The organism is Calothrix sp. CBUCES-K 9914 (genome assembly GCF_059640475.1).
The window spans coordinates 1-25,642 of sequence record NZ_JBXXZH010000129.1 but is presented as its reverse complement, the minus strand read 5'-3'; the positions used below and the strand labels follow the sequence as shown (position 1 = coordinate 25,642).

The 25,642-nt window shown below is 38.7% G+C and carries 26 protein-coding genes; 18 read left to right on the top strand and 8 right to left on the bottom strand.

All coding sequences use genetic code 11. The annotated features are described in order from the left end of the window. From AC2JBO_RS25700 to AC2JBO_RS25690, 3 genes are all read left to right on the top strand, one after another. Positions 1-598 (top strand): hypothetical protein (locus AC2JBO_RS25700; RefSeq protein ID WP_496956469.1); only part of this gene is annotated, 598 nt, incomplete at its 5' end. Between the two features lie 318 nt (positions 599-916). Next, on the top strand, positions 917-1,204 hold the full coding sequence (locus AC2JBO_RS25695; protein ID WP_496956468.1) for a nucleotidyltransferase family protein: 288 nt from the start codon (positions 917-919) through the stop codon (positions 1,202-1,204). Between the two features lie 113 nt (positions 1,205-1,317). After that, positions 1,318-1,881, top strand: coding sequence for a Uma2 family endonuclease (locus AC2JBO_RS25690; RefSeq protein ID WP_496956467.1), 564 nt, complete (start codon positions 1,318-1,320; stop codon positions 1,879-1,881). A 40-nt stretch (positions 1,882-1,921) separates the two neighbouring features. On the opposite strand, the gene AC2JBO_RS25685 is transcribed toward AC2JBO_RS25690, so the two are convergent. After that, positions 1,922-2,989: a WD40 repeat domain-containing protein gene (locus tag AC2JBO_RS25685; protein WP_496956466.1), complete on the bottom strand. Its 1,068-nt coding sequence runs from the start codon at positions 2,987-2,989 to the stop codon at positions 1,922-1,924. A 379-nt stretch (positions 2,990-3,368) separates the two neighbouring features. On the opposite strand from AC2JBO_RS25685, the gene AC2JBO_RS25680 reads away from it, so the two are divergent. Continuing rightward, on the top strand, positions 3,369-4,205 hold the full coding sequence (locus tag AC2JBO_RS25680; protein WP_496956465.1) for a hypothetical protein: 837 nt from the start codon (positions 3,369-3,371) through the stop codon (positions 4,203-4,205). A gap of 101 nt (positions 4,206-4,306) precedes the next feature. Here AC2JBO_RS25680 and AC2JBO_RS25675 read toward each other — a convergent pair whose 3' ends face one another. Beyond that, positions 4,307-4,663, bottom strand: a complete 357-nt coding sequence (locus AC2JBO_RS25675) for a hypothetical protein (protein WP_496956464.1) — start codon at positions 4,661-4,663, stop codon at positions 4,307-4,309. A gap of 542 nt (positions 4,664-5,205) precedes the next feature. Continuing rightward, entirely contained in the window at positions 5,206-6,060 is an 855-nt protein-coding gene (locus AC2JBO_RS25670) for a Uma2 family endonuclease (RefSeq protein ID WP_496956463.1), read from the bottom strand. 293 nt (positions 6,061-6,353) lie between these two features. Here AC2JBO_RS25670 and AC2JBO_RS25665 point away from each other — a divergent pair, with 293 nt between their 5' ends. From AC2JBO_RS25665 to AC2JBO_RS25635, 7 genes are all read left to right on the top strand, one after another. Next, entirely contained in the window at positions 6,354-7,499 is a 1,146-nt protein-coding gene (locus AC2JBO_RS25665; protein WP_496956472.1) for an alanine--glyoxylate aminotransferase family protein, read from the top strand. A gap of 143 nt (positions 7,500-7,642) precedes the next feature. Continuing rightward, the gene (locus AC2JBO_RS25660) at positions 7,643-9,391 is read left to right on the top strand and encodes a serine/threonine protein kinase (RefSeq protein ID WP_496956462.1); all 1,749 of its coding nucleotides are present in this window, start codon (positions 7,643-7,645) and stop codon (positions 9,389-9,391) included. A gap of 154 nt (positions 9,392-9,545) precedes the next feature. Continuing rightward, complete coding sequence (locus AC2JBO_RS25655; protein WP_496956461.1) at positions 9,546-9,977, top strand: DUF6932 family protein; 432 nt, start codon at positions 9,546-9,548, stop codon at positions 9,975-9,977. Then, on the top strand, positions 9,974-10,501 hold the full coding sequence (locus tag AC2JBO_RS25650) for a DNA-binding protein (RefSeq protein ID WP_496956460.1): 528 nt from the start codon (positions 9,974-9,976) through the stop codon (positions 10,499-10,501). The genes AC2JBO_RS25655 and AC2JBO_RS25650 overlap by 4 nt, the downstream gene beginning before the upstream one ends. 94 nt (positions 10,502-10,595) lie before the next feature. Next, the gene (locus AC2JBO_RS25645; protein WP_496956459.1) at positions 10,596-11,210 is read left to right on the top strand and encodes a pentapeptide repeat-containing protein; all 615 of its coding nucleotides are present in this window, start codon (positions 10,596-10,598) and stop codon (positions 11,208-11,210) included. A 193-nt stretch (positions 11,211-11,403) separates the two neighbouring features. Beyond that, the gene (locus AC2JBO_RS25640; RefSeq protein WP_496956458.1) at positions 11,404-11,799 is read left to right on the top strand and encodes a hypothetical protein; all 396 of its coding nucleotides are present in this window, start codon (positions 11,404-11,406) and stop codon (positions 11,797-11,799) included. Then, entirely contained in the window at positions 11,796-12,242 is a 447-nt protein-coding gene (locus AC2JBO_RS25635) for a type II toxin-antitoxin system VapC family toxin (RefSeq protein ID WP_496956457.1), read from the top strand. Before AC2JBO_RS25640 ends, AC2JBO_RS25635 begins: the two co-directional genes overlap by 4 nt. Positions 12,243-12,433: 191 nt before the next feature. Here AC2JBO_RS25635 and AC2JBO_RS25630 read toward each other — a convergent pair whose 3' ends face one another. The 3 genes from AC2JBO_RS25630 to AC2JBO_RS25620 all read right to left on the bottom strand — a co-directional run bounded on the left by AC2JBO_RS25630 (position 12,434) and on the right by AC2JBO_RS25620 (position 16,234). Beyond that, the gene (locus AC2JBO_RS25630; protein WP_496956456.1) at positions 12,434-14,347 is read right to left on the bottom strand and encodes a lipoxygenase family protein; all 1,914 of its coding nucleotides are present in this window, start codon (positions 14,345-14,347) and stop codon (positions 12,434-12,436) included. Between the two features lie 289 nt (positions 14,348-14,636). Further along, the gene (gene cobA, locus AC2JBO_RS25625) at positions 14,637-15,455 is read right to left on the bottom strand and encodes a uroporphyrinogen-III C-methyltransferase (RefSeq protein ID WP_496956455.1); all 819 of its coding nucleotides are present in this window, start codon (positions 15,453-15,455) and stop codon (positions 14,637-14,639) included. After that, the gene (locus AC2JBO_RS25620) at positions 15,452-16,234 is read right to left on the bottom strand and encodes a sirohydrochlorin chelatase (RefSeq protein ID WP_496956471.1); all 783 of its coding nucleotides are present in this window, start codon (positions 16,232-16,234) and stop codon (positions 15,452-15,454) included. The genes cobA and AC2JBO_RS25620 overlap by 4 nt, the downstream gene beginning before the upstream one ends. 53 nt (positions 16,235-16,287) lie before the next feature. Here AC2JBO_RS25620 and AC2JBO_RS25615 point away from each other — a divergent pair, with 53 nt between their 5' ends. The 3 genes from AC2JBO_RS25615 to AC2JBO_RS25605 all read left to right on the top strand — a co-directional run bounded on the left by AC2JBO_RS25615 (position 16,288) and on the right by AC2JBO_RS25605 (position 19,705). Next, the gene (locus AC2JBO_RS25615) at positions 16,288-16,581 is read left to right on the top strand and encodes a glutaredoxin family protein (RefSeq protein WP_496956454.1); all 294 of its coding nucleotides are present in this window, start codon (positions 16,288-16,290) and stop codon (positions 16,579-16,581) included. Positions 16,582-16,718: 137 nt separating this feature from the next. Further along, positions 16,719-18,206 (top strand): UDP-N-acetylmuramoyl-L-alanyl-D-glutamate--2,6-diaminopimelate ligase, encoded by a 1,488-nt coding sequence (locus tag AC2JBO_RS25610; RefSeq protein ID WP_496956453.1) that lies wholly within the window; start codon positions 16,719-16,721, stop codon positions 18,204-18,206. A 149-nt stretch (positions 18,207-18,355) separates the two neighbouring features. Beyond that, positions 18,356-19,705: a DICT sensory domain-containing protein gene (locus tag AC2JBO_RS25605; RefSeq protein WP_496956470.1), complete on the top strand. Its 1,350-nt coding sequence runs from the start codon at positions 18,356-18,358 to the stop codon at positions 19,703-19,705. A gap of 57 nt (positions 19,706-19,762) precedes the next feature. On the opposite strand, the gene AC2JBO_RS25600 is transcribed toward AC2JBO_RS25605, so the two are convergent. Continuing rightward, positions 19,763-20,173, bottom strand: coding sequence for a response regulator (locus AC2JBO_RS25600; protein ID WP_496956452.1), 411 nt, complete (start codon positions 20,171-20,173; stop codon positions 19,763-19,765). A gap of 494 nt (positions 20,174-20,667) precedes the next feature. On the opposite strand from AC2JBO_RS25600, the gene AC2JBO_RS25595 reads away from it, so the two are divergent. Next, entirely contained in the window at positions 20,668-21,273 is a 606-nt protein-coding gene (locus AC2JBO_RS25595) for an exopolysaccharide biosynthesis protein (RefSeq protein ID WP_496956451.1), read from the top strand. 79 nt (positions 21,274-21,352) lie between these two features. On the opposite strand, the gene AC2JBO_RS25590 is transcribed toward AC2JBO_RS25595, so the two are convergent. Then, positions 21,353-21,478: a hypothetical protein gene (locus AC2JBO_RS25590; RefSeq protein WP_496956450.1), complete on the bottom strand. Its 126-nt coding sequence runs from the start codon at positions 21,476-21,478 to the stop codon at positions 21,353-21,355. Positions 21,479-22,123: 645 nt separating this feature from the next. On the opposite strand from AC2JBO_RS25590, the gene AC2JBO_RS25585 reads away from it, so the two are divergent. The 3 genes from AC2JBO_RS25585 (at position 22,124) to AC2JBO_RS25575 (ending at position 25,620) form a co-directional block, all read left to right on the top strand. Continuing rightward, positions 22,124-23,485 carry a Cas10/Cmr2 second palm domain-containing protein gene (locus AC2JBO_RS25585; protein ID WP_496956449.1) on the top strand — a complete coding sequence of 454 codons (1,362 nt, stop codon included), beginning with the start codon at positions 22,124-22,126 and terminating at the stop codon, positions 23,483-23,485. Between the two features lie 221 nt (positions 23,486-23,706). After that, positions 23,707-24,744 carry a CRISPR-associated protein gene (locus AC2JBO_RS25580; RefSeq protein WP_496956448.1) on the top strand — a complete coding sequence of 346 codons (1,038 nt, stop codon included), beginning with the start codon at positions 23,707-23,709 and terminating at the stop codon, positions 24,742-24,744. Beyond that, entirely contained in the window at positions 24,745-25,620 is an 876-nt protein-coding gene (locus tag AC2JBO_RS25575; RefSeq protein WP_496956447.1) for an RAMP superfamily CRISPR-associated protein, read from the top strand. Positions 25,621-25,642 lie beyond the last annotated feature (22 nt).

The following is a 25,642-nucleotide window of genomic DNA, read 5'->3' as shown; positions in this document are numbered from 1 at the left end:
CGAACGTCTGAAAGCAACGTTAGCGCGCGAGAATACTTTGCGTCCAACAGTTTTTGTCAGTCTTCCTCCTCTCAAACAAGGATATGAACAAGCATCCATAGCTGGACGAGTACAATTATTGAAAGATTTAACGGAACTAGGTATTCCATGCTGCTGGTACTTGCGTCCTTTAGTTGAAGAATGGTTTGATGAAAACTTGATGTGGAAGTTAACGCGCGATTTGTTACCTCATGTTGCTCATCATGTCATTTTATCGGGAATTGTAATGTCAGAAGAAGTCGAAGCGAATTTGTTAGAAAAGGGATTATTTGTACCTGAATGGAATAGAGATAAACCTGGGAGTAAACAACTTCTATCGTCTGAATTTGAGTCAAAACTGCGGTCAATACTTAATACTGTAGCAGCAGAACAAAATATTGAACTAGGTCCAGTGATGTCACACCGTCTTTGCGGTACAAATGGAAATCACGCTTATGGATGTTTATTGTGTGGTAAACAAGACCGTTATTGTCAATTATTCCAACTGCACCACTATGGGCAGACAATAGAAGCAGAAGACAATCAACAATTAAAGAAGTTATTGCAAGAAAAATCCTGACAGTATATATTAAAAATATGGTGGGTTATTTGCAACGGATACAACGGATGAAACGGATAAGTTCTCTATGAAAAATATAGAGACGTAGGGTGTGTGACGCTATAAAAAAACTTGAATGTAATTATAAGACTAGTAGCGTCACGCACCAGCTTTTAATCAAGGAAAGACGTAGGGTGTGTGACGCTATAAAAAAACTTAAATGTAATTATAAGACTAGTAGCGTCACGCACCAGCTTTCAATTGTGGCAATATCGTAAGTCCTGGTCTATAAAAAATGTAGATATTGTTTTTAGTCATATAACGGAGGAAAATAAAGTAATGAGACGAAATCAGGTATTATCAATCATAGAAGCACATAAAGAAAAATTGCGTGAAATGGGAGTAAAATCTTTAGACTTGTTTGGTTCGGTAGCACGTGATGAGGCAACAGAAAATAGTGATGTTGATTTTTTTGTAGAGTTCGACCGCGAAGTTGGATTATTTGAATTTATCGGAGTACGGCTTTATCTAGAAGACGCATTAGGTTGTTCTGTTGATATGGGAACAGTTGATACTTTACGAGACATGAGAATACCTGCGCTCAAGGATGTGATTCGTGCCTTGTAGAGATTGATGATTTACAGTTGCAAGATTGAATCGAACGAGAAGCAATCGAAGAATAACTCCTTTATTGAAAAATCAGTTAATATATTACTACATAAGCTTTGGGGAGTATCATCATGACTCAAGCACCAGATAGAGTTCGCTGGACAATTGCTGATTTAGAACTTCTCGCTACCGATGAGTGGAAGCGTTATGAAATAATTGACGGAGAATTATTTGTGACAAGGGCGCCTCATATTGGACATCAGGATGCTGGTGGTGGTATTTACGTAGAATTAAAAATTTGGTCGAGAAATTCCGGTTTGGGTAAACCAGTTCTAGCTCCAGGGGTGATTTTTTCAGATGCTGATAATGTTATCCCTGATGTAATTTGGATTAGCAACCAGCGACTTGCACAAGTTGTGGATGCAGAAGGACATTTAACAGGCGCCCCAGAGTTAGTTGTCGAAATTCTCTCTGAAGGTATTGCTAACGAACGACGCGATAGAGAAGCAAAATTAAAGCTTTATTCGATCAAAGGTGTACAAGAGTATTGGATAGTTGATTGGAAGAATCAGCAAATCGAAGTTTACCAGCGTCAAAATGCTCAATTAGTACAAGTTGCAACGCTGTTTGTTAATGATACAATAACCTCACCTTTACTTCCTGGTTTTAGCTGTCAAGTGAAGCAATTTTTTTAGTAATGTTTTTTCACTTGAACCGCTTAATTAAATTCTATAATTAAGGCGCCAATTGCCAAACCTTAACAGATTTATCACCACTTCCACTAACAAGAGTCTTACCATCACGACTAAAAGCTAAACCATAAATTCCACCTGCGTGACCTTTTTGTGTAATAATTGGTTTCGATGTCTTAATATCGCATAACACAACTTCATAACCCAAGCCACCTGCTACAAACATCTTACTATCAGGACTTATCGCTAACGTATCAACACCTGCACCACCAATCGAAACATTATAAATTAGTTTCCCAGTTTTCAGATTCCAAGCTTTGAGATTTTTACCATCAGTTTGTTGCAAAGGAGTAGATTGAAAACTATCATCATAACCACCGCTAATTAGGGTTTGTCCATCAGGACTAATAGCAAGAGAAATGGCGCCACTTGCTTGCTGCTGTGGAGAAAATGCATCCTTGGGACGTGGTGGTGTCAAAGTTCGCAGTTGTTTTCCGGTCACTAAATTCCATATGCGAATCTTACCACCATTTTCACCACCGCTAAATAACGTTTTACCATCAGGACTGACCGCTAAAACGTGCGCTTCAGCTTTTAGAGAGCGTTGAAGCTTCCCAGTTTTAATATTCCAAAGCTTGATAGTATTATCTGCACCCGCACTGACAAGCATTTGCCCATCAGGAGTAACAATAGCTGCAAACACACCATTCTTATGTGCAGTAATAGTTCTAATTAACAGACCAGTTTTAGCATTCCACAGTTTAACTGTCTCTGCATCAGAACTTACAAGCGTTGTTCCATCAGGTGTAAATGCAACTGATTGTATATTTTGCACATGTCCATTTAAATCAAAAAGCAACTTTCCTGTCAAAGCATCCCATAACTTCACTGTTTTATCATCGTCACCACTAGCTATAATTTGCCCATTTGGAGAAATTGCCACCGCGCGTACAGGCGCCTTGTGTCCTGATAAAGTTAACCTAGCTGGCTTTGCAGATGGTGTAACAACAACACTACTAGCTGTAACAGGATATTCTTGAGCAACAATTATTGATGTAGATAAGCTAAAAGCAAGTAATATCAGGCTTTTAAATACTAAAGATGATTTCATTGACGTTATTACAAATACAATAAATCGAAATTTACCCTTATATTTATTGAACGTCATAACAGCGATTATAGTTCCCAATAAATGTAGAGACGTGTTCACGTAGTGTCCCGCAGGGAATACATCACGTCTCCAAAACTAACAATCTACAATCACCATATAAATAATGGGAACAAAATGCAGAAATTAGAGTCAAGGTCTAAGTATATTATTTTGTTTATCACTCACTCATAACTCACAATTATAAATTTATTAATGTTTCCAAAACTGTAACCAATAAACAAGTAATTATCTTTAAAAGCTAAATTATTTACACAAACTATATTACTCAAAAAATATGAAATCACTAAAGTATATCAATGTAGCTTTAGCAGCCTTAATCATGCTTACTACAAACGCATCTATAACAACTGCACAATCACCAGACTCAATCAAACAACAAGTAAAATCAGAAGTAGTGGCGCCTCAAAAAATTACAGATGCAGCACTGCGTAACGCTCGCTCAGATTGGAGATTAGGTAAAAATTCAGGAAAAATCATTAATACAAAACGTGGAAAATGGGCGCCAGATTGTGGAAATATTCCTCTAGCACTTTGTGACGTAGCAGTATTCACAGGTTGGAATGTAACAATTGCTGATGGAAATAAATACTGGCATTACTTTGTTTCAGATTCTGTAGACCAAGTAATTCTAATAGGAAGAGAACCCCAAAACAGAACTAGTGCATCAGTTCCAAAACCCGTGATGGATAATATCCTAAACATGGCATCAAAGCACCTGGAATTACCCAAAAACGTATTGCTAATCAAACAAGTACAGCGGAAAAATTGGACAAATATTTGTCTAGAATTCGCCCTACCTTATGCCAGATGTCGTACCGACGACAATCAACTTGGTTGGCGAGTAATAATTGAAGGAAAACCAGGAAAAGAATATGTTTACTTAGCCTCCGAAAAAGGCGAACAAGCCCGCACAGAAGCAACAAAAACACTCTTCACTCGCAATGATTTAATGCCTAATTCTTGGGCAACTAATATAGCCAAAACAGCAAGCAAACGCTTTAAAATCCCTAGCAACCGCGTTTATTTCCTAAGCGCAGAACAACAATACAATCAAAATCAAGGAAATTACTTCTGGAACGTAGCAGTTGATGTTAAACAAAATGCTTTTGTAACATACGAACTAGATACGTCAGGTAACATCACCAAACAACCATAAATAGCCAAAACACAAACGTAGACATAGGTTGGGTAACAGCTAAACGCTATTATCCAACCATCCGCACTTATAGAAGATTTTTTTAAAAAGTACTCTTCTTATTAAGTTCCTGCACAGATGACTTTAAGTAAATTCATGCTAGCAGGTGAATTAGCATATACGGATGTAATATTGTCCCCTTCATAAACATACCATCCAGGTGTTTCAGTTGTAGGAACTGCATTCGGATTTTTTTTGACTTGTCCGCGATAACACCAGCTAGTTACTCCTTGTTGTATTCTTGTACTATCCTTTGTGATAACTCGGTAAGAAAATCGGGTATGTCCTGGGTCATTGTTTTCAAAACTTAATGTGGCGCCATCATTCGTGACTCCAGAAACGTTTATCCACCTAGCTTCTGCGGGAGCAGCCAAAAGAAAACCGGATAGCATTACTAAACAAGTTGCAATATATTTCATATATTTGAGCGCGAATCTCCGTCTGTAATCAGTATAATAAACTACAGCGTTAACAAATACTATTTCGGAAAAGTACTGAAGGTATTCTCATGTTACCAAAGATTGCCAACACCTAGAGGCTCATAATTTAGATTAGGATTAATTTGAGTAAAGGTTGTGGCTCACACATATTTATACCAACACTAATTGTAAGACGGTTATACTCCTATTACTTCAGGCGCCTAACTGATTTATGCTTTGCAGATAGTATGTTTACAAAAGTTTATATTTATCAAAGAAAGCCGAGGATGTACGAGATATGTCAGGTAACATCACCAAACAACCATAAATCGATGTATTCAGTGAAATATGAAACTAGCACATTTTTTGAAACCTTTGCTATATAAGGATTTTTTGAATGTGCAAGTTAGGAGCCTCCGACTTGCGGCGCCTCGCCTGTCAATCTATTTCTAAGACATCTGGGACAGATATCCTACGAGATAACAAACGGATATTTTTTTAATTGGAGTACTCTTAGTAAAATTTCAGCCCTTTTTATCTGATCAGTTGGGTGGCAAATTATTAGGGTCAATGCCCAGAGAGCGTAAATATTGAATTAGCTGTTCGTTCTTTTGACGTTCTTGGTCAGCGCGTAAAGTTTCTTGCTCTCTCATTCGACGTTCTTGGTCAGCGCGCAAAGTTTCTTGCTCTCGCATTCGTCGTTCTTCGTCCGCGCGTCGTTCTTCTCGGTCTGCACGTTGTTTTTCTCTGTCAGCGCGTTGACGTTCAATTATTGTAGTTTCGTCTCCTGTTAAATAACGTTCTCCTTGGTTATCGTACCAAAATAAAAACTCTTCTGAAAGACCATTTACCGTCATTTGGTGTCTTCCAACACCTAACCCTACTTCTGGCATCCAATAAGGTTCACCACTTTGTAATTTATATGATTTATCTACTAATTTATAAACTTCAAAAGGTTGATGTTTGTCGCGTTTCCAGTACTCTGGATTATAAATTAAGTAGTAAAGTACACCCAATTTTGCGTAAATCTTAAGTTTTTTATCGTATTCACTACCTGGTTGATGCGATACCATCTCAAGTACAAAAATAGGCGCCACTCCATTTTCTTCCCAAGTGGCATAACTTCTACGTGATTTCCCGCCTTTTTTACGTTCGACCCCCAGCGATAAAAAACCATCTGGTACAACAGGTACATCTGACCTGGTTCCTGTTGTATGGTACACTGCCATGTCTACACCAAAGAACCAATCTTCTCGTTCTTTCCAGATAGATTTCAGCAAAAATAACAAAACGTTAGGCAAATAATTTTGGTCTTCGTTGTCCACAGGTGTATCGTCGGAGCAAGGTAGGTCTTCTGTGCTGGGTAACGCAAAGGCTTTGAGATGGTCTGACAACATAAGTCTTTATCTCGATTGGCGTTTAGTTATCTGATTATATACTACTTAAAGGCGCACTAGTACTTTTGTAACTTAGCTTTAATTTTGGTGGGTTGGAATTTGGCAACGGATGATAAACGGATGTAGCGGATAGTTAATTTTACATTGCAAAGATTTAGTTTTAACAAAATAGCTCATCCGTTACATCCGTTGTATCCGTTGCTAATTCCATGCCAAAAAAACAAGCTAATTGGCGCCTAATAGCTATACATTCAAAAATAGCTTGTTGTAATACAATTTACTTTTTGGGCATCATGACACAAACAATATCGATTAAAACTAGTCAAAAATTAAACCTTAGCCCTTTATCGATGCCTAACCGCTTGTTGTTGGGTCCCGGTCCTTCTAACTCTCATCCTGACGTTATTCAGGCGATGAATAAACAACCTGTAGGGCACCTTGACCCTACGTTTTTACATTTAATGGATGAGATACAATCGCTACTACGGTATGTATGGCAAACTGATAATGCTATGACTATTGCTGTTAGTGGTACTGGTACTGCGGCAATGGAAGCTACTATTGCAAACTCTGTAGAACCAGGTGATGTAGTTTTAGTTGGTGTAATGGGTTATTTCGGTAATCGTCTTGTTGATATGGCAGGACGTTACGGCGCCGATGTCCGCAGTATAACAAAACCTTGGGGACAAGTTTTCAGTTTAGATGAAATTAAAACCGCTATAGAAACCCATCGTCCCCGAATTTTAGCATTAGTTCATGCTGAAACCTCCACAGGTGCCCGTCAACCGATGGAAGGAGTTGCAGAACTATGTCAAAAATACGGCACGTTGCTATTAATCGATACTGTTACAAGTTTGGGCGGAACCCCAATATTCTTAGATGAGTGGGGTGTTGACTTAGCTTATAGCTGTAGCCAAAAAGGACTCGGTTGCCCTCCTGGCGCCTCTCCTTTTACAATGAGCCAAAGTGCTATGGAGAAATTACAAAACCGTCCCACCAAGGTAGAAAACTGGTATCTCGATATGAACCTACTTGGTAAATATTGGGGAAGTGAGCGCGTTTATCACCATACGGCGCCTATCAATATGTATTATGCTCTGCGAGAATCACTGAGATTAATTGCAGAAGAAGGTATTGAAAACTGCTGGCAACGTCACCAAAAGAACGTTGAATACTTGTGGGAAAGCTTAGAAAGCATAGGTTTGAAGATGCACGTCGAAAAGCAATATCGTCTTCCCACACTTACAACAGTATGTATCCCCGAAGGAGTTGATGGTAAAGCAGTCGCGCGTAAACTACTCAACGAGCATAACGTCGAAGTCGGTGGAGGACTAGGTGAACTTGCTGGTAAAGTTTGGCGAGTTGGTTTAATGGGCTACAATAGTCGTCCCGAAAGCGTTGACAGACTAGTTAGTGTACTCAAAGAAGTCTTGAAATAAACCTCTTACCTGTGGAACAGGCATCCCGCCTGTTCAGCAAATATAAAGGACAGGCAAGGATACCTGTTCCACAAGATAAGCAGAGTATACAGAGAATAAAGATTAAGTTGCTAACATATATCAGACACCTTTCCCTTTCCGCTATGAGTCTTTGTATAAACCCTACCTGTCCAAAACCTAATCACCCAGAAAACGATGAGAACCGCTTTTGTCAAAGTTGCGGTTCCCAGTTAGAATTACTTGGACGCTTTCGAGTAATGCGTTTACTCAGTGATAAAACAGGTTTCGGTAAAGTATACGACGCATACGAGCGGGACAAACCTATAATTATCAAGGTATTAAAAGAAGACCTTAACTATGATGCCAAAGCTGTAGAACTCTTCAAACAAGAAGCATCAGTACTAGGAGAACTACACCATCCAGGTATTCCCGGAGTAGAAGGTTATTTTCTCTATCAAACCAGAGAAGGTTTAGGGTTGCACTGCTTAGGGATGGAAAAAATTGATGGACCAAACTTAGAGCAATGGTTACAGCAACAGCAAAACCGTCCAATTTCTGAAGAACAAGCTGTTGCTTGGTTAAAACAATTAGCCAGTATTTTAGTATTAGTACACGGCAAGCAGTATTTACACCGCGACATTAAACCATCTAATATAATGATTCGCCCAAATGGGCAACTAGTATTAATCGATTTTGGTACAGCAAGAGCGTTAACAAATAGTTATATCGCAAAAGTTAGCAGTGGTTCAGGTAGTCAGACATCTATATCCTCTGGTGGTTATAGCGCACCCGAACAAATGTATGGCAAGGCTGTAACACAGTCTGACTTTTACGCATTAGGACGCACCTTTGTATTTTTACTCACAGGTAAGCATCCTGATACTATGTACGATGCCTATAATAACGAGTTACAATGGCGCCCACATACCAAGAATATCTCACCAGCATTACTCAATCTCATCGATTGGCTAATGGCACACGAAATAAACAATCGTCCTAAAACCGCTGAAGAAATATTACAGCGTTTAGGTCAATTCGACCAATACCCCGCAAGTAGTGCAGCAACCGTTAACGTAGGCGCCGTAATTAATCCAAAAACAGAAATCTTATCATCTCCCAATACTACCACCCTACCACCACAACCCGTATGCCCACCCGAAGAAGAAAAGCCTGTAACCGTCCCATTACTAGCATTAATTAGTGCGCTGCTAGTAGTGTTAGGATTATTAGGATTTGTCGCACTAGCAACTCGTTCCGATAAATATGGTATTGGTGGCAGCTACGGACAGGCGCCGGAACGAAAAAAAGGTGATAAAGTCACAGTAGACTACTTCCCCTATCAACAAGGTAAAGACAGTCAAGGAAGAATAGCTGAATTTAACGTTGCAGTATTATCCGTTGAATATAAATGGTTATTAGGCAGTAGTTTTCAAATCAAACATAACGACCAAACAATAAATTTAGACACATTAAAATCAAACCTTCAAGAAGAAGGAATACAACGCATCATGGAAAACCCCAGCGAAATAATCTCAGTGGGTACTGCTTCATGCGAAGGTAACGTCGCAACCGAAGAAGCGCGCGCATTAGAAAGAGCGAAACAAATTCAACTACTATCCAAAAAACTATTTAGTAATACCTCTAACCTACAAGGATATAGACTGTTAAACTTAGGACAATTTAACCGCACCGACTGTAAAAGTAACCAAGACGCAACAGCCTACCAACGCAGTATAATTATTATTGGAGTACGCAAAAAATCAGAAGGTGTAATATTAGACGAAGCTCTCAGAAACCGTCTAGAAGAAAAGCCTTTTGCCGATTTTAAACTAGAAGACTACTCCGCCGGTGCCAAAGAAAAATTCAAAACAATACCCAGCAACCTAAACTAATCTCTGGCAACGGATGATAATCGGACGTAACGGATAGGTTGTAGGTTGGGTGGAGGCTTTGCGTAACCCAACAAAAATAATTTATAATTAATTTACTCTGATAATAGATAATTAGTATATCTGTTATGGTGTGAGTGAATGATTCCCGAATTTGATGAAATTGGTAATTTACCAGCAGGAGTGCATTGGGCGTTCGGGGGACGAGTTTCAAGAACGATTTGGTTACAATAGGCGCCGTAAACTGCTAATGGGTGGCTTAAAAATGGCAATGCAGGATTTACAAGCAGCAGGATGTAGAGTAATTTACATAAACGGCAGCTTTACGACGGCAAAATCTGACCCAGGTGACTTTGATGCTTGTTATGATAATGAAACAATAGATGCTGATTATCTTAGAATAAATGCCCCCAGGCTATTTAACCATCATGACCGTGCTGGACTCAAAGCGAGATACAAAGGTGAAGTTTATCCATCCAACCAACCTGTCGGTAACTATGGAGAAAATTCATTTGAGTTTTTTCAAACCGACAGACGTAAAAATAAAAAAGGTATTATAGCTATAGATTTAATGAGGTGGGAGCCATGATTAAAGATGAATTAGAATACCAATATAGTCAAGAATGGGTTACAAAGTTCCAAAAATCCATTGCTGCAATGGACAGGGATGAAGCAGCTATTCACAAGGACTACACACGGTACTCACAAAACCGAAGTGCTTTACAATGTCACATAGACAAGTTAGAAGCTGAAATAGCCGAATACGAAACACTAATTAATTGCACAAAGAATGAACCAATTACAATTAAATTAGAATCTTTCTGCAAATTACCAGATGCATTAATAAAAGCTCGAATTGCCGCAAAAATCAGCATTGAAGAACTTGCCAAAATGTTAGGCATTGAAAGCGCGCGAGTCGTTGAATACGAAAGAACTGATTATCAATGTGCCAGCTTTGTAGAAATCCTCGAAGTCATCACAGTATTAGGTATCGAATTTGAAAATGCCACAGTACGTGTAGACTTTGAAGAAATAGAACACGTTAAAAAAGTTATTGAAGAATGGGATAAAAAGGATAAAAAGGATAAAAAGGAGGTAAGTGCAACAATTTAACGTTGTAGGTTGGGTGGAGGCTTTGCGTAACCCAACATACAATCAAGTTAAAAGTTCAATACCCATATGTCATTATTGACTTTTGAGATGAATTATGATGGATATTGAGGATTTGTTGCAGCGTTATGCCAATGGAGAAAGGAATTTTGCAGGTGTTAATCTTAGTTCCAGATATACCAAAGATTTGAGTGGTATTAATTTGAGTGGTATCAACCTCAAAGAAGCTGTTATTGATTGTATTGCTTTTGAAGAAGTAAATTTAAGCAAGGCTAACTTAAGCAACGTTACTTTGTTTAAAAAATCTTTCCAAGGAGCTAATTTGAGTGGGGCTAACTTGAGCAAAACTAGGCTTTTTCAAGTTAGTTTTTGGAACGTGGATTTGCAAGGTGCTAATTTTAGTGGCGCCAGAATGGATGACCATATTATCTTTGAGGGAGCTAATCTCTATGGAGCTAATTTCAAGAAGGCTCAACTTATTGAGGTCAATTTTCGGAACGCCAACTTACAAAAAGCTAATTTCACTAAATATAACATCATTTATGTTGATTTCCGTGGAGCCAATTTGACTAAGACTAATTTCTTGGGGTCTTCCTTAAAGCTTGCTTCGTTGGAGTATGATGCTGTACGGAAAGTATCCTACATTGAAGGAACCATTTTCCGTGACACTATTATGGCTGATGGCAGTATTTGTAGCAACGATTGTTCATAGCAGTTTCACGAAGAACGCGGGCTTTATTAGCCGCAATTTCATATTTTGATGCTGATGGTGATGGTGATGGCACAATGATTTTTCTAAAGATAATTCACAAACTCTGCAAGTGGTGATGCATTCTTCCTCAAAATGTTGTTATAATAAAGTACTATGTTAAAATTTGTAAATAATATATAATAAAAAAATATACATGAACACTATCGCAAAATTACCTAGTGGAAAAGTCTTTGATATTTCTCGCTTTATAGCTCTAATTCCGATTACAAATATGAATAATGGCAGTTATGACCTTATTTTAGAAGGTTACTCGGCGCCTATAAATATTGAAGCCTCGGACGCTCATACTCTTGAACAACTACTACAATCATATCAAAATAAGTACGAAGCGCGCCGCGATACATTGAAATATGAGCAAGAGCAATTAAAACGGAATCAGCGTCCCTTAGAACTCCTTGCTAAACGTATTGAGCTTCATCGAAATATGTCAGAAGAAGAATCGCGGCAAAGACAAGAATTATTTGAAGAATTTAAAAAGATAATTGACGCAGAAAGATCCCCTGGACAAAAGTTATATTCAGAACAATGATTGTGTTTATTGACTCCGGAGTACTAGGATTACTATCTAACCCTAATAATTTACAAGACGCAGTTGAGTGCGAGAATTGGCTCTATACCATGTTGTTACGTGGAAATGTATACTCATCTGACTTGTGTGACTATGAAGTAAGAAGAAGTTTAGTCTTAGCATCTCAAAGTAAAGCTGAACTTAGTGGAATTCCAAAGCTCAATGCACTTAGGGAAATTATTTCTTTCTTACCTATTACTTATCCATTATTAATAAAAGCTTCTTCCCTTTGGGCACAAGCTCGTAGTAGAGGTATACCTACAGCAAACAATTCAAGCCTTGACGTAGATATTATAATTTGTTCTCACTGGCAAACTCTTCAAGAAGAATCTCCTGGTCGTTATACTGTTATAGCAACCACTAATGTCAAGCATTTAAGTCGTTTTGCGGAAGCTCAATTATGAAGAAATATTCTATAAATAGAATAGTACAAATTATGGAAAATAGACCATAGGTTCGGTTAAGCGACAGCGCAACCCAACAAAAACAACTTCAAATTATTTATATAAATGAAAAACCCAACCTTTACTTGAGAGACTGGGCATCACAGATTATGTCATTTGTTAACCAATACTCATCCAGTATCCTGTGCTATTTAACCACTTACACTATTAGCCATTCGAGAAGGAAGAAATGCAGGATAGCATTCTTGGCGCCTCTGATTTAATATTTCAATACGTTTTTCTATTGATTCTAAGCGGTTTTGGAAATCTCTAAGAACTCTAATAGCTTGCGGGTCTTGAAAACTGTTTGTACCGAAATCTGTAAATGCTTTTGGGTCGCGCTTGGTGCCAACTAACGATATAAATTGGACTTGGGTGAGGGTTGGTTTTACTCCAGGTAGGAAACTAGTAAGACTGTTTTCGTCGGTAAATTTTCCTTTGGTAGTAGGAATAGGTTGATAAATAGCTCCGGGCATATTAGGAATAAAAGCCATATATTGATATTGAATCCAAGCAATGGCTGAGTGCTGAGGACCAGCAGTAAAAATCATTTGTGTTAAAATATCTATCAATTGATCGCTGTTGAAGAGCCTTGCTGGTAATGAAACTATCCCAACACCACCTTCGTTAACGGGTTTTCGTAAAGCTTGAAACCAATTTTGTAGCTCAAAATCCTCACGAATATCTCGGTTAGATTTGTAATAGATTTGAATATATTTACTCACATAGTCTTCTAACGCATTCCATACAAGCAAACCGTCGTCTCGATAAGGAAAATCTGGTAAAGTATAAGAGTTATCAACTCCGCGCTTACGTAAATCAGTAGGAAGTGCAAAGTCGCTGAAGTTATTAAAATACTCAGATACACCTTTAGAGCTAAGTTCTAGCGAGCTTTCTAGAGTACCCGGTAGGATAATATCCACGGCTCCCCCTGGATTAATTAGCACCTGGTCGGCAAGATTATTGATTGCCATTGTAAATTCAAAGTGAGGCTTTAAAAGTACATTTACAGGATGCCGAGCAGCTAGTTCGCGCGCTGTTGCTAAGGCGATGGGTTCCATTACCAGGTGAGTCTGTCCCAAATGACGGTATAACTGATTAACGTAAAAATCAGCCATTTGGGTAATTAACTTAGCGATCTGCCAATCTACACCATCTAATGGTGTGCAAAGTAAACTTGAAGTGGGTGCCTGTCCCAACTGAATAACAATAGGAATTAACTGAAAATCATCGCGAGTTCTTTCAGCATAATAAAGTGCAATGGGGGCACAGAGAAATTGTTTTTCCTTTGCTTTAACGTTATCAAGTACCGCATAGTCGGTGACAAATAAACTACCTTCTCGAATAGCGCTGTTAAGAGTTTTATTTCCGCGCTTTGTATTTCTTCTTGCGCCAAGTACAGCTTGAAAAATCTCATCTGTTATTCCAAGTTTGCTACGAAGATTATAATTAAGCGCTAAAACATTCTTCAGTTCCATAGGGTTGCAACCAGAAAGCCTCTGTCGCGCAAATACATCATCGTCGCGGAAAGTTTTAGCAATATCAGGTAACGGCAAAACAGGAAACAGCGATGTATAATCATCTAAGCGTTGGAAAGGTTTAGGGTTTTGTAGAAATGCTTGTTGATTAGCTCCTATTTTTTCCGATAAAATTGCTCGATTATTGTTGTATCCTTCAGAAAAAGCTTCTTTTTCTGGTAAAGTCTTCACGCGCGCCGAATTTGGTAGCCGTAACCCTATCTGATACTCTTCACGAGTCTTTTCTAATTGTACTTGTCGTTCTTGTTGAATTGCTTTTGTATCATTTTGAGGCAAGCTTGGAATGTTAGGATTACCTGTTGGCTTAGGTTTTGGGGGATTTTTATCACCAGATAGTAAAGTTTCTAAACCAGGATTGCAAGCCTTGAGATGTTCTGGTAGCTTTCGTAATGAAGATTTATCACTTTTTATTAGAGTTTCCAAACCGGGAGTAACTGCAAAAGCCATTAAGGCCATCATAGTACGGCGTGATAAAACATACTGCTCAATTAACTCTTGTCGTCGTTGTTTTGGAGTTGGCGTTTTCATTAAATTTTCTCCCAACTAAATTAATACTTTTTTAAAACCTTTAAATAATGGCGTTTTGAAATATTCCTATTTACATAACAGTCATCAGGATAATTTGGCGCCTTCCTAAACGGTTACATAAATTTTTGATGTCTACGTGATTTGTTTGTATTAAATACTACTAATAAATGAATTAAATTGCTGATGCTGATTCTCGATAATTGCGTGCCAAAACGACCCAAAATCAAAACCTGGGCTAACATAAGGGCACAACGTCCGGTATCAATACTGCTCGGCCCTTGAAAATTCGCTAAATCACAAACCTTGTAGCAGTATGAATTAAATCTGCTGATAATTCTTTTCTCTGTGCCAAAATAGCTTGCATCTGAACTACCGCCCCAATGATAACAATTGCAGGCGCCTCAAACCCGATTTTTTCAACTTGTTCAACGATGGTTTCGAGTGTACCAATTAATTCTTCTTGGTCAGCGCGCGTACCCCAGCGTACTAATGCTATTGGAGTTTGCTTATCTAAACCTGCTTTTGTTAGCTCGTCAACTATATAAGCTAAATTATGAATGCCCATGTAAATTACTATCGTCTCTGAGCCATGAGCTATTGCTTGCCAGTTGACTGCGGGACGATATTTACCTGCACCTTCGTGACCTGTAACAAATGTCACTGACGAACTATATAATCTATGAGTTAAAGGAATTCCGGCATATGCAGGCGCCGCGATACCTGATGTAATACCTGGCACTACTTCTACAGATACTCCTGCATTGATTAATTCTTCCATTTCCTCGCCACCACGCCCAAAAATAAACGGGTCGCCACCTTTTAACCGCACAATAATAGCATTGTCCTGCGCTTTTTCAATCATTAATTGCGTAGTTTCTTCTTGTAACAATGAATGCCTGCCTTTACGCTTCCCTGCATTGATTTTCTCGGCTTCAGGATTAATCATTGCGAGAATTTCCGGACTTACTAAGGCATCATAAATAACTACGTCTGCACATTCTAACAGCGTTTTTCCTTTGAGCGTAAATAGTCCAGGGTCACCAGGACCTGCACCAACCAGATATACTTTCCCTACATATTGACTGCGTTGTATCTCGGTGCGGTTCATTTATCCAATAAGTCCCAAATTAAATGAGCTAGTTCTGTGTTTGCTCCCAGTGGCTCTGCTAATTTTACACTTACCCCTGGCAATTGTAATTCTAGCTTTTCTATTGCGTTCGCGATAGCATCGGTTATGCCCCCTGCGAATAGAAAGTATGGAAGAACTGCAATTTGCCGATAACCTGCTGCTACAAATTCTTTGACGCGCGATTCTAAATTTGGCTGCACTGCCCAGTAAGCTGTTGTTAAGCCTAAATTTGCCGCTAGTTTTTCGGTATGATGCTCAAAACCCGAACGACGACTGCCATGTGCTAGTAAAATATGCTTTTGGGCGCCTAAAGTATTTTTTTGTTTTGCGAGCAAATCAGCTAAACCACTATGACAACCTATATAAGGTTGTAAATCAATTACAACATCATTACCAAGTATACTTTGTGCCGTTTCAACTTCTCTAGGGATATCTTCCATTACATGCACCCCAGCAAGAAGGAACAGAGGTAAAATCTTGAGGTACAGTCGTTGTGACTGCGAACGTGTTAAAACCTGAAGGGCAAACTCAACTATTTGCTGATGCAGTGGTTGAGGTTGTAACTCTAAATAAGCTGTACCAACTTCACATCTTGGAGGTGATGCAACATTACCCGCAAACCTGCTCTGTAGAATTTTATCGTGGATTTTGTTTTGGTTTTGCAAACGCTCCTGCACCGAATTGGCAAGATGCAACATGGCAATTTCCGGACGTGGGTCATGACTTCCATGAGAAACAAGCAGGTATGCAGACAACATTGGCATTACGTAGCGTTACAAAACTTAATTATACCTTATATTATCTCAACATTATGAAACTAATCTTATACAGTAAACCTGGTTGTCATCTTTGTGAAGGTTTACAGGAAAAACTCGAACAAATTGCCGCAACACCAGATTTGAATTCCCTAATCAATTTACAAATCGAGACGCGCGACATTACAACGCGCTCGGATTGGTTTCAGGCATATCAATATGAAATTCCTGTGCTTTTTGTCTCCAAAGATACAGAAAATAATGGCAATGCTATAGAAAGAATGATTCCCCGTCCATCTCCGCGCGCGACAGTGAAACAGTTAGCGCAAATGCTACAAAAGTACGTATAATACGCAGAAACCGGGTTTATTTGTAAAGAAACTCGGTTTTTGAAGTTAAAAAAAATTGTATAAAAAAAGTATCTATAAGTATTTGTATAAAAAGAAAAATAGTGCAAAATAGTGCGAAGTTAGAATGAGGTTGTTATATGAAACTACGCGAACTATTAGTATCTGTTAAAGATATTGTTAAATTCCCTGAACATCCAGCGATGGATGCTGAGATAGAAGGTTTAACAACCAACTCCCATGCAGCAAGTCCAGGTGATGTATTTATTGGAATGCCAGGTACTCGCGTTGATGGTGGTGAATTTTGGCAAAGTGCAATCGGCGCCGGAGCAATTGCTGCGGTAATATCTGAAGGAGCGGCAGAAAAGATACCTCCCGAAGATAGCTGTGTAATAGTTGCTTCAGACATCACTACAGTTTGTGCCAAGCTTGCCGCAGCATTCTATGGTTATCCTGGTCACGCAATGAAGCTTGTGGGTGTAACAGGTACAAATGGTAAAACTACAACTAGCCATTTAATCGAATACTTCTTGCAACGCGCGGATAAAGCAACAGCATTAATGGGTACTCTTTACACACGTTGGAAAGGGTTTAGCGAAACTGCTGTACACACAACACCATTTGCTGTTGAACTGCAAAAACAGTTAGCAGCAGCAGTAAATGCTGGAAATGAATATGGAGTTATGGAAGTTAGTTCCCATGCTTTAGCACAAGGACGAGTTTTGGGATGTCAGTTTGAAGTTGCTGTATTTAGTAACTTAACCCAAGACCATTTAGACTACCACAAGGACATGGAAGATTATTTTTCCGCAAAAGCCTTGTTGTTTACTCCAGAATATCTTGGTGGCAGAGCGATTATCAATCTTGATGACGCTTATGGAAAACGTTTAGTCGAAGCTTTAGATAAAAACAAAGTTTGGAGTTACAGCGTAAATAATTCCGGCGCCGATTTATGGATGAGTGATATAAGCTACGAGCAAAATGGTGTTAGCGGCACTATGCATACACCAATGGGTGACGTAGCCTTCCGTTCACCGCTAGTCGGTCAATACAACCTCGAAAATCTACTGTCAGCCGTAGGAGCAGTTTTACACCTCGGTATTGATCTTCAGGTTATTGCAGGTGCCATTGCTGACTTCCCTGGAGTACCGGGACGGATGGAACGAGTGCAAATTGACGCAGTGCAAGACATTAGTGTTATCGTTGATTATGCCCACACTCCCGACAGCTTAGAAAACCTGTTAAAAGCATCACGCCCATTTATTCCAGGTAAAATGATTTGCGTGTTTGGTTGTGGCGGCGATAGAGACAGAACCAAGCGTCCAAAAATGGGTAAAATAGCCGCAGAACTTGCTGACATAGCAGTTGTTACCTCAGACAACCCACGTACAGAAGACCCTGAGAAAATCTTACAGGATATTTTGGCAGGCATTCCCGAATCAGTTAACCCGCTTGTAGTATGCGACCGCGCGACAGCTATCCGCACAGCAATTTTACAAGCACAACCAGGTGACGGAATATTGCTAGCAGGTAAAGGACACGAAGACTACCAAATTCTCGGAACTGAAAAAATTCACTTTGACGACCGGGAACACGCGCGTGAAGCACTAGCACAAAGAGGTAAATAGGCAACGGATGTAACGGATAGATAAAGAACTATCCGTTACATCCGTTGCAAAAAGAATTTTGTTACAAGTGGACAAATCCAGGTGAAAATGTAAGGCAGTATTATTTATTGCTTTATACTGACTTCTTAATAGCTTGGTTTGCTTTACCCATGAATGTATTTTTGACTCAAGACTTCTCTATGTACAAGTTGGCAGTAGGCGCCGAAAATGCCCCTAATACGTTTGCTGTCAACCCTTCTACACTGCTCGCTACTTTACGCGCGCAAGTGGATTTACTAATTGAACAACAAATATCGGCTACTTTATGGGTAAAGCTGCCTTCTGGAAGTATTTGGCACTCCGAAATTGCACGCTATCAAAAACGCGCGCTACCTGGAGCTACTATTTACACATATCATCTAACGCATCACAGTACTGAGGAACTAAATAATACACTTTTAGAGTCATCTACAAATTCATCTATATATTTAAACTCAGATAAGTTGCAGCGCGAGTATTTCTGGATAATTGTGTCACCACAATTTTCTAGCTTAATTGTGGCACTACGTCCTTCTAAAAGTCGCACTAAAAAAGTTGGCGCTAATCTTAAGTCTAAATCACCTTTAGTAGCTATCACTTCATATGAAAATCATATTATCCAGCAAGTAACAGCATCTTTATCATCAAAAGCTCCATTGAGTGTAAATAAAACAGAACCAGCGCTACTAAGTAATTTACTTGTTCTGCAAGTGCGGCGCCAAGAGGAAATAAGCCAAAGTCGAACACAAAGACGGCTAAATTTATTAAAACAGCAAAATCAGAGTCTGTATACTCAGTTACAGCAAAAAGATGATTATTTAAGTCAAATATGTCAGGAGTTGCGAACACCAGTAACACACATGAAAACTGCGCTGTCGTTATTTAACTCTCCTGCATTAAAAGCACCGCAGCGACAACGTTATCAGCAAATGCTAAATAACCAATGCGACCGTCAAACAGTGCTTATTAGTGGTGTTCTGGAACTAGTTGAATTAGAAAAAAATTTAAAATCAGCAGCATTTGAAACAGTACGCCTTTCAGATATAATTCCTGGTGTAGTCAGCACTTATCAACCGCTTGCCAATGAAAAAGGTATTATGCTGGCATACACAGTTCCAACTGAGCTTCCACCTGTATCATTTGTCGTAGGGGGACTAAGGCAAATAATGATTAACCTGTTAGCCAACAGTATTACGTTTACACCTAAAGGTGGTCAAGTTTGGGTAAAAGCGCGTTTCTCTGGGGAATATGTATATCTTGAAATTCGTGATACAGGTATTGGCATAGCAGAAAGTGAACTTCCCAAAATCTTCAACCGCTTCTACAGTCACCGTCCTCCATATATCGAAGAACCAGGAGGCGCCGGACTAGGTTTAAGCGTAGTTCAATATTACCTACAAAAATCAGGCGCCTCTATTTCAGTAAAAAGTAAATCAATGGAGGGGTCAACCTTCACAGTCCAACTTGCAGCAATAACGTAGAATGTAGGGTGCGTGAAAGCACCAATCAACAAAAATAACATAAAAATTAAAATGCTTTCACGCACCATCTGTCATATTCTGAGTCAGCGACTCAACCTCAGAAAACAGCCGATCAAAATCAATAGGCTTGCTAATATAGCCGTCAATATCCTTCTCAAAATCATCACAATCGGATAAATTATCCCAAGCCGTAAGCAGTAAAATAGGGATAAAAGGTAAATTACCGTTGCGTCTAATGCGTTTAGCAACTTCCAGCCCATTAATACCAGGCATCATCATATCTAACAAAATTAACCCTGGAGGCGAAGACTCAATGATATCCAACGCTTCATAACCGTCTTCTGCTATCTTAACGTCATAGCCTTCAGTTTCCAGAAGCGTTTGCAACATCATGCAGTTGTCTAAGACATCATCAACGACCAAGACGCTTCGATTCAAGTTACCCAGTTTTTTTCCAGAGATGTACATATATGCCTAGCAGATATTTTCTATAGCCATTATTTATAGATTTTATTATTCCAACTTAAACTATAATTGTCCTCTAACCTTGGACGTGTACACAGGTTAGAGATTTTACTTTAGATTTCCAAAAAGAAAATTAACCATCTTGTGGAGTGGTTTGTGGAGCGGCTTGTGGAGCGGGCATTCTTGCCCGCCCTTCAATATTAATGTGTCTTTAGGTTAACTTGCTTCAGTCCCCAGTTGGTAAAGTAAAATCCACGCATTGTAGAGACGCGACATGTCGCGTCTCTACATTTAGGAATTTTTTACAATTTATCTAGGACTGCTATAAGTTCATTTACAAACAGTTCTACTAAATTATGTTATCTAATAAATAAAAATTATATTTTATATTGTTTTAAGTTTAGCTTCAAACTATTAAAGTCAATCTTTGGTATGAAATAATCTTACATATAAGACTGTTAAAATCAAAGCTACAGTTTTAATATTGGCAAAATAAAATGAGTGCAATAGTACCCGTTGTTCAACACTCTGAAACTTCTGACACTACCCTGCGAATCTCTGAACTGCTGCAAAGATTTTTGGAGCAGCATCAAGGGGATGAAGTCCGCTTGCGGGAATTGCTGAACGAGATGGGAGATCGAGCGTTTGGTCCAACCCTGCTGATTTGCGCTTTGCCTGAAGCCCTGCCGCTGCCTATCGCTGGTATTTCTGCCCTTGTTGCCGTGCCCTTAATGTTGGTTTCCGGCCAGTTAGTGCTTGGATTTCAGCAGCCCTGGTTGCCTGACCAGTTGCTAGACCAGCCCATCAAACGAGAACACTGTGAGCAGGTAATTATGGGCGCCATTACTCTTCTCGAAAAGCTGGAATATTTTGTTCAACCCCGCTTGCCGTTTTTTACCAGCCCTGAAGCAGAACGGGGTGTCGGTGTAGTTTTGTTGTTCCTCAGCTTCATCATTGCCCTACCCATTCCGTTTGGAAATATGCTGCCCGCGATCGTCATCGTTCTCATCTGTCTTGGTTTGATTGAAAAAGACGGGCTAATCATTGCAGTCAGTGCCATGATCACTGGCGTTAGTCCAGCGCTTTTATTGTTACTTTTGTAATTACTGAGACTTAGCCCAGTTCTCCGCTTACCCAAAGCATGATATTCGATGGCTTTATATCTCAGTAGAACAATTTTTGTTAGTGTACTTGCTCTAAAATACTAACTAATTGCTGCAACCACTCAACAGCCAAAGTCTGCTCAATAGGGTGCATTTCTCTATAAAACATCCATTTTTGTAAATGCATCCCTTCAATCTTTTCCATTTTCTGGAAAAAATAGTATTGTCGGTCTTTTAGAAGTAGCTTTTAATGGAAATGTCGAAATAGACGAATACAGATAGATACAACAGTAATAATTAAATTTGAGTGTACGAGTTAGAGATTGTTTGAAAAGTGTCCCTTCGTGTCAAATGAGTTTGTCAAAAAGCTCACTATAGGTTTGCCAAATTTACTTTAGCGAACATTGTTTATTTTTCCAACACCCTACCTATATATATGTCAACATGAATGAACTACTTATTCTAAGTTCGCTACGAATATCGCTGTAAATCTCCTTATATAAGTCAAGTGTATTATACGGTTTTAGAGGTAATTTTCGGCGCCAGTAAAACGTCGAAACCTAATTGCAATTATTCTACGAGCGAATTAAATATATGGTCTATAAGTAATTTCCTCATTCGCATTATAGCTGATGCCAATCGCTGTTTTTTCTGCCAATATGAAAACGGATACAATCTTGATTACGTGTTAGCGTAATTACTGGTTAATATTTTTACCTGATTATCTATCTTGTGAAGTAGATAGAAGGTTACAGGTGCCTGCGTTTACACCAAGTGATAAAACTTCTACAGTTGTTTTCGCTCTTTCCTCACTTTGCCCTTATATGACTACATGAGTTGCATGACTACCGTGACTAAATATACAGCTGTTACCTTTGCTCCTGTGCAGGGGTTTATCGAAAAATCACGTAAACTACGGGATTTATATGGCGCCTCTGAAATTCTCTCGTATTTGAGTAAAAGTTTGGTGGACGCTGCTGATGAATATCCAGGTGTAAAAGTTATTTCTCCTGGCAACCCAAATATAGAGAAAGGAATGCCCAACCGCATCCTCGTTAAAGGAGTTTTGCCTGAAAGCGCAGCGCATGATACTGTCTCAAAGGCTTGGAAAGAAATATTAAAGTATTGCCGGGAATGGATTGAGGATAATTTACGACAATTTGCACCTTATGAATGGGAACGAGATTGGTCGAAGTGGGCAAATCATTGTTGGGAGATATTTTGGGCACAAGGCGATTCTCCTACGGAAGCGATGAAAGAGTTGGAAACTTGCAAGCTTAGTAGAAATTGGGTTGGAGTTAATTGGATTGGCGAAAGTTCTAGTCTTACAGGTGCAGACGGAATTGCATTTCCTGGGCTAGGTGGAGAAAAGCGAAATCCCAAAGATATTGACTACAATGCAGAAAAAAAACAAATTAAAGAATTTTATACAGCTTTAGCAAGTATTACAGAAAGCGGTTTAACACAAGAGATAGAGGGTAAATTTATTGCACCTAATGAGAAACTTAGTATTCCTGAACTAACAAAACGTTTAGTTACGTTACCATCGATTGCTAAACGTTTTGGGATGGAAATTCTTGAAGAGGGATTTCAAGATATCCAACGTAAACCAACTGAGGATACACCAGGACAGTGGACAGGTTGGTTTATGGGGGATGGAGATAATGTTGGTAAGTATCTGCAAGAAATAGCTAAAAGCGATGAGTATATTTCCCGTTTCAGTTGCGATATGCGAAATTGGGGCAAAAGTTTTGCTGATAATTTTAGAGCTAAAAATATTCCTAATGAATCTAGGAAAATTAGTATTGGACGAGTGATTTATGCGGGTGGGGATGATTTTCTTGGTGTGATGTATAGTGATAATCCCAAAAATTCAATTCCGGCATTTACTGCTTATGAATGGTTGCTTACTTTAGATGATTTATGGAATAAACACAGGCATCCGATAACTTTAAGCGTTGGTTTTGTTTGGGTTGCTGGTAGTGTTCCTCAGCGAGATGTACTTCAACATTGCCGCGAAGCAGAAAAAGTGTCAAAAAAATTAGGAAAAAATCGTGTTACTATTCGTATTGTTTTTAATAGTGGACAATATATACAGTGGACTTGCCCTTGGAAGTATTTAAATGTTTTGACTAAATATCGCGACCGGAATGGTAACACATATCAAAAATGGGAATGTTCTGGTAGAGATAAAAAATATAAACCTAATTAGAACCATATTTATAATGACTTAGCACAACTTCAGTCACGTTATGCAATTAATTTGAATGGGAATGAAGATCAAATAGATGATAGTTTTGCCTTAGCTCTATTTAACATTTATTTTCAAGATAAAGATTATTTGAATCAACATGCTAAACAAATTATTGGCAGTGATTCACGTAAAGCTATTGTTCAATGGATTATTAATCTGATAAATGTAGGTTGGCAGCTATGTACAAATATTTAATTATTATAAACCCTTTAGGTTTTATGTATGGAAGTGCAGGCGCCTTTCTTTCGCCTGAAAATCTAGTTGGACGTTCGGGTCAAAAATTTCCGCCCGATGCTACTGCTGTTTCAGGATTATTCTTTAGTGCAAATAAAGTTAACAAATTTGAAGAGCATAGTAAATTGAGTGAAGAGCTTTTCATTGCTGGACCATTTTGGGCAGAACTAGATAATCCTGAATACTTCTATATACCTATCCCTTGGAATAAAATAATTAACGTAGAAGAAAGAAAAACAGATGAATGGAGTATTAAAAATAATAAATGGTCTCGTTCTGAAGCAACTAAAGATTTAGAACCTGATTGCCGTTGGCAAGCCGTAAATTCTTGGGAAGATAGCACAGATGAAATACGTAAAAATGGTGATGCTGCAAAAAATCCTTGGGAATACATATCTATTCTTCATCCTAAATTAAAAGATAGTCAGCGTAATGTTGAAGATCAAAATGGATTATTCCTAGAAAATTCTGTACAGATGGTTTATCATTTACGTGAGGGAGAGCGTAAAGAAACTTGTTTAGTTTATCTATCTACTTACGCTTTACCTGATGGGTGGTATTCCTTTGGCGGTGAAAATCATTTAGTTGAAATTAATAGTATTACGCTTTGTGATGATAGTCCTATACTACAACTATTACAGCAAAAGATTCACCGTAGCTTTGCTTTAATCACACCTGGAATTTGGGGTTCTACTCACTATTCATACCGTCATCCACAAAAAGAATCAAATTTTCCTACTCCATCGCATATTCTAACCGATAGACCAATACCCTATCGCTACCGTGTTGGTGATAACAAAGGAAGAGGACGTTTAGGAAGAGGACGTTATGCAGTTCCTACTGGTACTGTCTATGTTTTAGATGAACCTTTGAACAAAACTTGGTGGGAATGGAATCACGAATGGTTTCCCAAGGAAGGATTTGGCTTAAAAAAAGTAGGATGCGGTTTATGTTTACCAATAAAAGTTAAAGGAGTTAATTGAATGTATCAAAAAGCTTATGGCATAATTAAAACCTTTGCTCCATTACATGTTGGAGCAACAGCAGGAGAAGAACGTGGTAATTTAAACTTAATTTTTCGCGACCAATTTACCCAAACAGGTATTGTTCCTGGTAGCTCAATTCGCGGTCGTTTACGTGCCGAAATGCGTCAATATTTGGGAGGTGAATTAGGAAGTATAGAATCAAATAAATGGTATGGGACAGAAGCTAGTTCTTCACTCTCTGACCGTACTACTGAGGCACTTGTAAAATTTGAATATGCATCAATTGTTTGGCTACCTGTATTTTGTCCTGGTCAACCAATTGTTTGGGTCAGTTGTCCACGTTTACTAAAACGTTATCAACGTATAGCAGGAAGTTTGGTTAAACATGGTACTTCTTTACTCAAAGATGTAGTAGTTCCAAAAGCATATACTCGTTCCACTACTTTGGAACCTTTAAAAATTCGAGAGAATGGCAAAGACAAAGAAAAGCTATTTTTCAATTTTGGTTTTGTAACGATTGAAAAAAACATAGATTTATCAGCCTGGTTCCCCAATGGTGAAGAATTACCAGCAGTGGTAGTGGCTGATGATGAGATTGCCAGGATTCATGACATGGCATTATACCGCCAAAGTCGAGTTGCTTTAGAAAAAGACCAAAAACGTGTTGCGGATAAAGCTTTCTTTAACGTCGAAGCATTACCAGAAGATACAATATTAGTTTTTCCTGTTGCCCTGAAAAAAGATGAATATCAAAAGCAATGGCAACCATTCTCAAATGTTCAAAAAACAGATGATATTTATTTAGGAGGATTAGAATCTGTTGGTTTTGGTCATTGTGAAATGCAATTTTTTAATATTGAAGTAAGTTATTAAGGTAGGTGCAATATGGCGGTAG

Excerpts from the sequence above, each read along its gene's own strand:
- AC2JBO_RS25695 (WP_496956468.1), top strand. The coding sequence starts at position 917 with ATGAGACGAAATCAGGTATTATCAATCATAGAAGCACATAAAGAAAAA.
- AC2JBO_RS25690 (WP_496956467.1), top strand. The coding sequence starts at position 1,318 with ATGACTCAAGCACCAGATAGAGTTCGCTGGACAATTGCTGATTTAGAA.
- AC2JBO_RS25685 (WP_496956466.1), bottom strand. The coding sequence starts at position 2,989 with ATGAAATCATCTTTAGTATTTAAAAGCCTGATATTACTTGCTTTTAGC.
- AC2JBO_RS25680 (WP_496956465.1), top strand. The coding sequence starts at position 3,369 with ATGCTTACTACAAACGCATCTATAACAACTGCACAATCACCAGACTCA.
- AC2JBO_RS25675 (WP_496956464.1), bottom strand. The coding sequence starts at position 4,663 with ATGAAATATATTGCAACTTGTTTAGTAATGCTATCCGGTTTTCTTTTG.
- AC2JBO_RS25670 (WP_496956463.1), bottom strand. The coding sequence starts at position 6,060 with ATGTTGTCAGACCATCTCAAAGCCTTTGCGTTACCCAGCACAGAAGAC.
- AC2JBO_RS25665 (WP_496956472.1), top strand. The coding sequence starts at position 6,354 with ATGACACAAACAATATCGATTAAAACTAGTCAAAAATTAAACCTTAGC.
- AC2JBO_RS25660 (WP_496956462.1), top strand. The coding sequence starts at position 7,643 with ATGAGTCTTTGTATAAACCCTACCTGTCCAAAACCTAATCACCCAGAA.
- AC2JBO_RS25655 (WP_496956461.1), top strand. The coding sequence starts at position 9,546 with ATGAAATTGGTAATTTACCAGCAGGAGTGCATTGGGCGTTCGGGGGAC.
- AC2JBO_RS25650 (WP_496956460.1), top strand. The coding sequence starts at position 9,974 with ATGATTAAAGATGAATTAGAATACCAATATAGTCAAGAATGGGTTACA.
- AC2JBO_RS25645 (WP_496956459.1), top strand. The coding sequence starts at position 10,596 with ATGATGGATATTGAGGATTTGTTGCAGCGTTATGCCAATGGAGAAAGG.
- AC2JBO_RS25640 (WP_496956458.1), top strand. The coding sequence starts at position 11,404 with ATGAACACTATCGCAAAATTACCTAGTGGAAAAGTCTTTGATATTTCT.
- AC2JBO_RS25635 (WP_496956457.1), top strand. The coding sequence starts at position 11,796 with ATGATTGTGTTTATTGACTCCGGAGTACTAGGATTACTATCTAACCCT.
- AC2JBO_RS25630 (WP_496956456.1), bottom strand. The coding sequence starts at position 14,347 with ATGAAAACGCCAACTCCAAAACAACGACGACAAGAGTTAATTGAGCAG.
- cobA (WP_496956455.1), bottom strand. The coding sequence starts at position 15,455 with ATGAACCGCACCGAGATACAACGCAGTCAATATGTAGGGAAAGTATAT.
- AC2JBO_RS25620 (WP_496956471.1), bottom strand. The coding sequence starts at position 16,234 with ATGTTGTCTGCATACCTGCTTGTTTCTCATGGAAGTCATGACCCACGT.
- AC2JBO_RS25615 (WP_496956454.1), top strand. The coding sequence starts at position 16,288 with ATGAAACTAATCTTATACAGTAAACCTGGTTGTCATCTTTGTGAAGGT.
- AC2JBO_RS25610 (WP_496956453.1), top strand. The coding sequence starts at position 16,719 with ATGAAACTACGCGAACTATTAGTATCTGTTAAAGATATTGTTAAATTC.
- AC2JBO_RS25605 (WP_496956470.1), top strand. The coding sequence starts at position 18,356 with ATGAATGTATTTTTGACTCAAGACTTCTCTATGTACAAGTTGGCAGTA.
- AC2JBO_RS25600 (WP_496956452.1), bottom strand. The coding sequence starts at position 20,173 with ATGTACATCTCTGGAAAAAAACTGGGTAACTTGAATCGAAGCGTCTTG.
- AC2JBO_RS25595 (WP_496956451.1), top strand. The coding sequence starts at position 20,668 with ATGAGTGCAATAGTACCCGTTGTTCAACACTCTGAAACTTCTGACACT.
- AC2JBO_RS25590 (WP_496956450.1), bottom strand. The coding sequence starts at position 21,478 with ATGGAAAAGATTGAAGGGATGCATTTACAAAAATGGATGTTTTATAGA.
- AC2JBO_RS25580 (WP_496956448.1), top strand. The coding sequence starts at position 23,707 with ATGTACAAATATTTAATTATTATAAACCCTTTAGGTTTTATGTATGGA.
- AC2JBO_RS25575 (WP_496956447.1), top strand. The coding sequence starts at position 24,745 with ATGTATCAAAAAGCTTATGGCATAATTAAAACCTTTGCTCCATTACAT.